At 37.4% G+C, this 7,210-nt stretch carries 7 protein-coding genes; all 7 read right to left on the bottom strand.

What is annotated here, in order from left to right; all coding sequences use genetic code 11:
- Positions 1–134 precede the first annotated feature (134 nt).
- Complete coding sequence (locus tag IEV16_RS10450; RefSeq protein ID WP_188365651.1) at positions 135–1,070, bottom strand: toll/interleukin-1 receptor domain-containing protein; 936 nt, start codon at positions 1,068–1,070, stop codon at positions 135–137.
- A 125-nt stretch (positions 1,071–1,195) separates the two neighbouring features.
- The gene (locus tag IEV16_RS10445) at positions 1,196–1,831 is read right to left on the bottom strand and encodes a TIR domain-containing protein (protein ID WP_188365650.1); all 636 of its coding nucleotides are present in this window, start codon (positions 1,829–1,831) and stop codon (positions 1,196–1,198) included.
- 2 nt (positions 1,832–1,833) lie between these two features.
- A complete protein-coding gene (locus IEV16_RS10440; RefSeq protein ID WP_188365649.1) occupies positions 1,834–3,276 on the bottom strand; it encodes an SIR2 family protein in 1,443 nt (480 codons plus the stop codon).
- A 132-nt stretch (positions 3,277–3,408) separates the two neighbouring features.
- Positions 3,409–4,176 carry a DUF6090 family protein gene (locus IEV16_RS10435; RefSeq protein WP_188365648.1) on the bottom strand — a complete coding sequence of 256 codons (768 nt, stop codon included), beginning with the start codon at positions 4,174–4,176 and terminating at the stop codon, positions 3,409–3,411.
- A 75-nt stretch (positions 4,177–4,251) separates the two neighbouring features.
- A complete protein-coding gene (locus IEV16_RS10430; RefSeq protein WP_188365647.1) occupies positions 4,252–4,995 on the bottom strand; it encodes a hypothetical protein in 744 nt (247 codons plus the stop codon).
- 193 nt (positions 4,996–5,188) lie between these two features.
- Positions 5,189–5,587, bottom strand: a complete 399-nt coding sequence (locus tag IEV16_RS10425) for an ExbD/TolR family protein (RefSeq protein WP_188365646.1) — start codon at positions 5,585–5,587, stop codon at positions 5,189–5,191.
- A gap of 86 nt (positions 5,588–5,673) precedes the next feature.
- Entirely contained in the window at positions 5,674–7,164 is a 1,491-nt protein-coding gene (locus IEV16_RS10420; RefSeq protein WP_188365645.1) for a choice-of-anchor Q domain-containing protein, read from the bottom strand.
- Between the last annotated feature and the right edge of the window lie 46 nt (positions 7,165–7,210).

The following is a 7,210-nucleotide window of genomic DNA, read 5'->3' as shown; positions in this document are numbered from 1 at the left end:
TGGTTTGCTCCAAAGTTAAAGTTATTATACTCTCTTTAGCTTTGGCAGTGTTTATGGGGGGCTAGTCACATTTACTTTCAATTCAGCATCAAAACCCGCATTACGTATAGCCTTTGTTGTATACCGATTTTATTTTAGTCAAAATTTATTCTTTTACTAATATCATCAATGTTTTTTTGATGTCGTTCTCTTTCAATTCTCTCCCTTTCCGCTTGTTGTTGTTTTCTCAAGTTTATTTCCGAAATTTGTTTGTTAGCAACTTCAACTGCTAGTTTCAAGGTATCTTTATGATGTTTTTCGACTTCTTCAATTGTTGTCCCATCAAGTATGACTTGATTTCCATAAGCAGAGGCAATTCCAGGTCTGTGCATAGATGTAAATCGAGGTGGACGGTTCCAAGCATTCACAAACAATTCTCTCCATTCAGAACTTGGTGTTCGGTTTAATTCAAATGGAATTTTATACAATGCGCTGCCAGCAGTTCCGTCATTTCTTGGTTGTGAAATTTCATCAATTACAATTCCTTTAATTTTTACAGGTTCATCTTTTGGCACTGTCTTAATGACTTTTTCAGAACTAACCGTAGCATTAGTTTTTGTAGTTACTGTTCCAAGTTCTGGAGCCCTTTCTCTCGCATTTAGCAATGTAGTTGTTAAATCAGAGTAGTTATTATCGAAATGGGTTTGATTGGATAGGTCAACGTAATATTTTCCTAGAAGCCAAGAAGGAATAGATGTTTCTTTAGTTCCTGATTTAAGGATTGGTATAAACTTTCGATGATTTGAAGTTTCAAGAACTTCCGCTGTCATTATATCTCCTTCGTAACCAACTCCGCCAATTCTATTTTCGGATTTAGATTTATACTTTGGTGTGCAAATAATTAGAACAAAGTCATTTTCACGAACTGACTTTTCCATAAAATGAGGCATTTGGTCGCCAGGAACAACTTCCCATTGATCCAGCCTTGCGTCAATTCCATCATTACGTAATTCGGTCGCAAGGTTTTTGACCCATTCTTTGGCTTCGTCACTTTCCCAAGCGTAGGAAATAAATGTTTTAGGATTACTCATTCTCTTCGTTTTAATAGGCATACTCCTGTTTTGTATATTAAAAGTAGCGGATTTGAAGCACTAATTTTTCGGTTTAAAACTGACCTTTAAATTATCTTTCGCTTAAGGACTAAAACAGCTATTATTTATATATTGTTGGCAGAAGTACTTTCTCTTTTCTTAATTAGATTATAATTTCCAGTTACCTTACTTTTGTTATACGCATTTTCAATGTAGTGACTAGGATTGTTTAAAAATGATTCCTCCTCAACCAAAGCAATATATGAACCTTCCAATTGATCAAATGATTGGCAATTCGGACAAGAATATTTATCATCTGTATTTAGGTTATATCTATTACCTTTTATAATGTCATATAATTTTGAATCATCTATATATCTAGTTGTGCATCCATCTGCATTTTGACTGCTACTTACTAACCAATCATAACTACCATTATGCTTCATTATTACTCCAACGATTCCATTAGTTTTTGAAGTAGTTGATTGTCTTTTATATTCTTTTAAAGAATACTCTATCTCCCAATCTACCCATTCACTTTCTTTAAGGTTAGGCGATATGATTACAATTGTCACAGAGGTACCAAAAATCATATCTTTTAAGTTGTTTTTTATTTTATCAATTGTTTCTCCAGACATATCAGGTGATTCGGCTGTTTCTCCTTGATAGTAACGAGCATCTTCGCCAAGTTTTTCAATAATGTCATCTCTTAAATCTTGAGCCTCGCTATATTTATATGCGATGAATGTTTCTCTAGCCATTTCTATTTTCTTAGTGTTTCAAGTAAGCCCTTGATAATTTCAATTGCTTGCGTGAATGTGGTTCTATCATTTGCCAATTTTTTAAGACTGGGCATTATTATATCTGGGTCTGCGTAATATTTTTTTGGCTCTTTTGATATGATATTATAAATCTTTTCAGATGCATATTTCGTTAAACCAATTGGTATACAAATACAACCATTCTTGTGAGCAATTTCAAATTCACTTATTACTCCATTTGCTTCTACAATTTTATTATCAACCAGTTTATTTCCAAATACGAAAAAAGAAATTCCACATTGAGAAATCATTTTCTCTCTATAATCCGACCATAATTCTTGTAGATTCTTTGAACCTGTTGCAAATTGAGGAAATGGTTTCAAAATCAATTGATTCTCCGAGTATTTATTAGGATTGCTATGTATAGACTCAAGAGCTCCATTTATTACTGAACTGCCAATTCCCCAACCGAATCCATTTACAATTCTAAAATCACTTTCGATAATCACTTTTGCAAGATTGTGTACAAATCCTATAGCATTATTCTTATCGTGTGGTTCGTAAGTTTCCGCACTCCCGGAAACAAATATTGTTTTCTTTTTATATCTATTCTCGATTTCTGTCAAAATCTTAGTTATATCTTCATAACTGTCAATAAGTAAAGATTTTATTCCATATCGTTTTAAATCGTTTATAGTCAGAGTTTGTCTTCTATCGTTATAATCAAGAGTTGCTTGGTCTGGATTTGATGAATCACCCAATTCGTGCTTCTTTACAAAACAATAGTGTTGTCTTTTATCCTTGCTAAATCGGAAATTCAAACGACTTAATACATAATCGAGATTAGGGTCCGTAAAACTGAAGCCAATAAATAAGAAAGTTTTAGTTGTTAGTTCTCCACTCAAAGCATTTATAAAAGGTTCGTGTGTTTGATGGTACTGTTCATATTCCTGCTTAGTTAAAATGGCTTGGTCAGGATGATTGACATCCCCGTGCATTTTATATATTGCTAAATCTCTTTTAGGTTTGGTGTTTAATAGTTGATTGTTTCTGTATTTTACATCTACAACTTTATTTTCTTTTAAGTAAGTTTTTTCAATCAACTCATCATAATTTGTTGTCCAAATTGAAGAAACTGGTAATCGGGCAATAATTCTATGGTTTTCTGTTTCTTCTGTATCTTCCGTAAACTCTTCTAAAATTTTTCTATTTAGCTTAGACCTAGTTTGATTCTCATTCACGTGATATTGAGCAATTGATACTAAATCTTTTTCTTGGTTTATGTCCAAGCCTAAATCTTGAGCAATTTCGCTCATTAATTCAGACCAATTAACAAATCCTGCAGGAATAGAAAGTCCAGCACCAGCAAAAATTGAAGCTGTTCCCTCATTTAAGTCCTTAACGTAATCGTTTATAAAAACTTCAATTTCGTTAGTGAATTTCATTTGTTTAGTTCTTTTAAATTACTGCCAAAATCCCAGTATACACAATTGTGTATATCACGACTATACGTTATACGATATTAGTATATCCACTACAAATCAAAGGCTGATATAAGCAATCACTGAATCTTTAAATTAATGATCTAACACTTCATCAATCAAACCCAAAATCGTATTCAGATTGTCCATCAAAGGTTGGTAATGATTTTCGTCGGTGGCTTCGCAGGTGAGGATAAACATTAGCAGGTTATTTTCAAAGGCCCGTGATTCCAATAAATGCAGATTGCTTTTTTCCGATAAATTGGATGTTTCGTCATTAGCGGGCATTGCGCCTGCGTTTTGTAAAACTGTTTTAAACGAGGTGTCTGGACCGCGGAAAAAATCGATTAGATGCTCTCGTTGTATGCTGAGGTCATGTTCTTGTTTGGCGATGTCATCAACATTGGCCAGCCAATTGGTGAATAGACGCCGTAATTGCACCGATTCGATATCTTTTAAACTCCCCGAGTTAATCATTTCGGTGAGCAGAGAATTGTTCGGATTATAGGCGACATCATTATTCAAAGCCTTCATTAATAACCGGGAAAACCGCGTCTCATCGATTTGTTGTGAACGGTTGTTGATTAATTCAATCAGATCTCGGGCATAACTAAGATTACTTTTATTGACATCAATCAACACCGCCAGCTTGTGTTGATTATCCAGGAATTCTGTTTTTAAACCGGTTAAATAAACCCGGGCTTTGGCTTGTGTGGCTTTATCTTGATAATGGTTGTTAATCGCCACCGCGATTAATATGCCGACCACGACAAGCACAATTTCACCCAGGGCATACAACAGATAATTACTGAATCGTCGCTCTCCCAATAAACGTTGTCTTGTTTTTCTTAGTCGCGTTAGCATCAGATTCCTGAAAAATGGGGCCTTATAAATTATAGACGGAAATCCTTTATGACTAAATAAAACTCAAGGCTATACTCAAACTTCAATCTCATTTGACGAATCAATGACTTCTTCCGGCTCACCCATAATTTCATGGTAGCAGTGCGATAGCAGGGTGATGCAGTAAATAACAATAATGGCGTATATAGCCAGAACCAAAACGCCCAACAACCATTCCGGGAATGGCAGTAAGAACACCGCAGCAGGTACGATATTGGCCAGTATCGGAAAGATAATGATCAACCAGAACAAGGTCAGGGTGTGGGGTTTGGATTTGTGCCAAATTTCAGGAAGTGTAAATGATTGGCCGATGGCGATGCTTGGGAAGGCCAAGGCAATGCGCGATCCAAAGTAACCCGCCAATAAAGCTATACCTGAAAAAAAGACAATCGTTACGACACTCATTCCACCACTCACTAAACCGGTCGGTGATATGATTAAAAAAAGCGAAGTTGTGACAAATACGATAAGAGTAATCGCAATCATGACTGCGACCATAGACAGCATATAAATTATTTCAGGTAAGCCCCATTTAAAAGCGTGTATAACATCCTTTTCTTTCAATAAAACGGTTCTGTGCACTAAAACGGCTAATTTTGCATAGATTAAAGATTCAATTAAATTAACCAATAGACCATCCTCTTCAGGCCCAAATACAATCACCACAAGCAACGACAAAGCCACAAACAAACCACCAAAAAACAAAAATGGCTTGAGGTTTTCAATTAAGGTTCGTTCGGTTAATTTGTGGATTGTGAGGCTGTTTATCTTATTGTCCATAATTCAGAAGCAAATCATTAATTGTAATGGAAAAGACTATATGTTTTTGGGCTAATTTAAAGAATTTTTCAGACTTTAGGTTCAATCATAATGCAATAAATCCTTCTAAAAGACGCTGGATGCCGGCCTTCGCTAGCAAAATAAGCCGTTTAGAACAATCATACTTGAAAGGTTATTAAATTTAACTTACAACCTAGCGATTCCCACCGGCAATATGAATATCCTTAATACCGGCGTTTTTAAATATATCCATCACTTCAACCATATCGCCGGTATCGGCTTCCTTATCGACAAATAGTAAAACCAGCGAATGTTTCTCTGCCAGTTTTTGATTTTTTATGTAATCTTTCAGATCTTTGAGGGGCACATCGGTATTGCGCTGTTTTGATTTATCTGTAAACCGTATTACATCCTGCATAAGCCGAACCAATAGGCCATTGGTCTTTGTGCTGGTTGATGGGCGACTGACTTCGACAGCGGTTTCATTCACAGAAATGTCTTGTTCACTGCATCCGACAAGTGCTATAAATAAAACCGCCGAAATAAGTGCTCTTAACATTGTCAGGGAATGATGATAATTCAAATCATACATTCTAACTTAATTACATTTAGAAAGCTTTCATGTCATGTGGCGGTTCAATGACTTTGTTTTTATGGCTCTTTGTCCGCTGTTAATTTCTATTCAAAAATTGACTTGAAAATCACATCACTATTGCTGATTTCGATGGCGCCGATATCACAACGGTTGTCACCACTTTGGCTGCCGTCCTGGTGTCTGAAGCGGCCAATCTGATCATAGTTTATCGCTTGGCTTGCATCTATATCGCAGCCACCCGGGTTACCGGCATCGATTAAAGGGCTTCCGGTTACAGGCTGTTGGAAGAGTTTGTGGCTACCTTCATCGATGAGCGAACTCAGTTGTGGGTCGATGGGGTTTAATTCATCACCGATGGAATCTGAGGCTTGCGATAAAATTCCACAATCCTGGTCATTTTCAATAAAATTATAACCCTTCGACGTCAATCCGCCTGAACAGTTTGGCCCGATGGTTAAGGTACTGTTATTGGCAATGACGGTGTTGCTGATTGTGGTTTTTACGTTTCGACTGTAAATACCGCCACCGCCGGCTGTGGAAAGCGATGTTGCGATGGTATTTTCGGTTATGGTGTTATTGATGAAATGGATTCCATCCAGATTATCATCATGGGCCCAGACATACACACCACCGGCATATTTCTGTGCCACATTGCCAATAAAACTGTTGTTAATGCTTTCAAACGCACCGGTTTTAAACCACATGCCGCCGGCGCCGCCTACGCCACTTTGATTGTTATAAAAAACTGAATTTTCTATACGTCCGGTCACACCGGGTCCTTCAAAATAAAATCCGCCTCCATTTTGGTTACTGCTGTTTGATTCAAAACGGCTGTTTTTAATGACAATATCTACGAGCCCTAAACTGGTGGTTGTCACCATCAGAGCACCGCCATCATCGGTCCGGCTTTCATTACCGGAAAACACACTGTTTTCAATGGTCGCCACCAGGCTTTTACCATCCACAGCGCTGATACTAATGGCACCTGAATGGCCACTTGCATCATTGTCGATAAATTGACAGTTATTGATATATAGCTGGTTGGTGGAATCTGCCGCTAATACCCGAATCGCTCCGATCGAGTCAGTGGCCGTGTTATTTTCTATAATACAATCTGTTAGCGTTAAATCATGTCCTTCGAACTGATATATGGCTGTTCCACGGAAGCCTTCAGCCTTAAATATTCGAAGACCCGATAAACTAAAATCCGCACGAAGCGTGAATACGTATCCCAATTGTTGAGGGTATAAAGTTAATAAATCAGCGCCCGGGCCAATAATGTTGAGCGGTTCCATGACGGTTGGCAGCACAATCCCCAAGGTGTTTATTTCATCTTCTCCGGGTGCCAAATCAAATACAATGCTATCCTCGCCGGCATCACCCGCTTCACATTCTCCTGTTGTCACGCCTGAACTGACATTATTATTGGCTGAGGCAATCGCTTCAGGAAGCGTGCATACACCATCATCGGCAATGATCACACTGATATCATTGATGCTAATGGTGCGGGTATATCCATTGAGTGACAAGCCGATAAGGCCGATTACAATGAGGCATATTTGAGATATTTTCATGGCAATTTTACTGTTTAAATAAGCCCTAACAAAATCCATGCCCATT

This window comes from Marinicella pacifica (genome assembly GCF_014636635.1).
In the GTDB taxonomy this organism is placed as follows: Bacteria; Pseudomonadota; Gammaproteobacteria; order Xanthomonadales; family Marinicellaceae; genus Marinicella; species Marinicella pacifica.
This window is presented reverse-complemented; position numbering and strand designations above follow the sequence as displayed.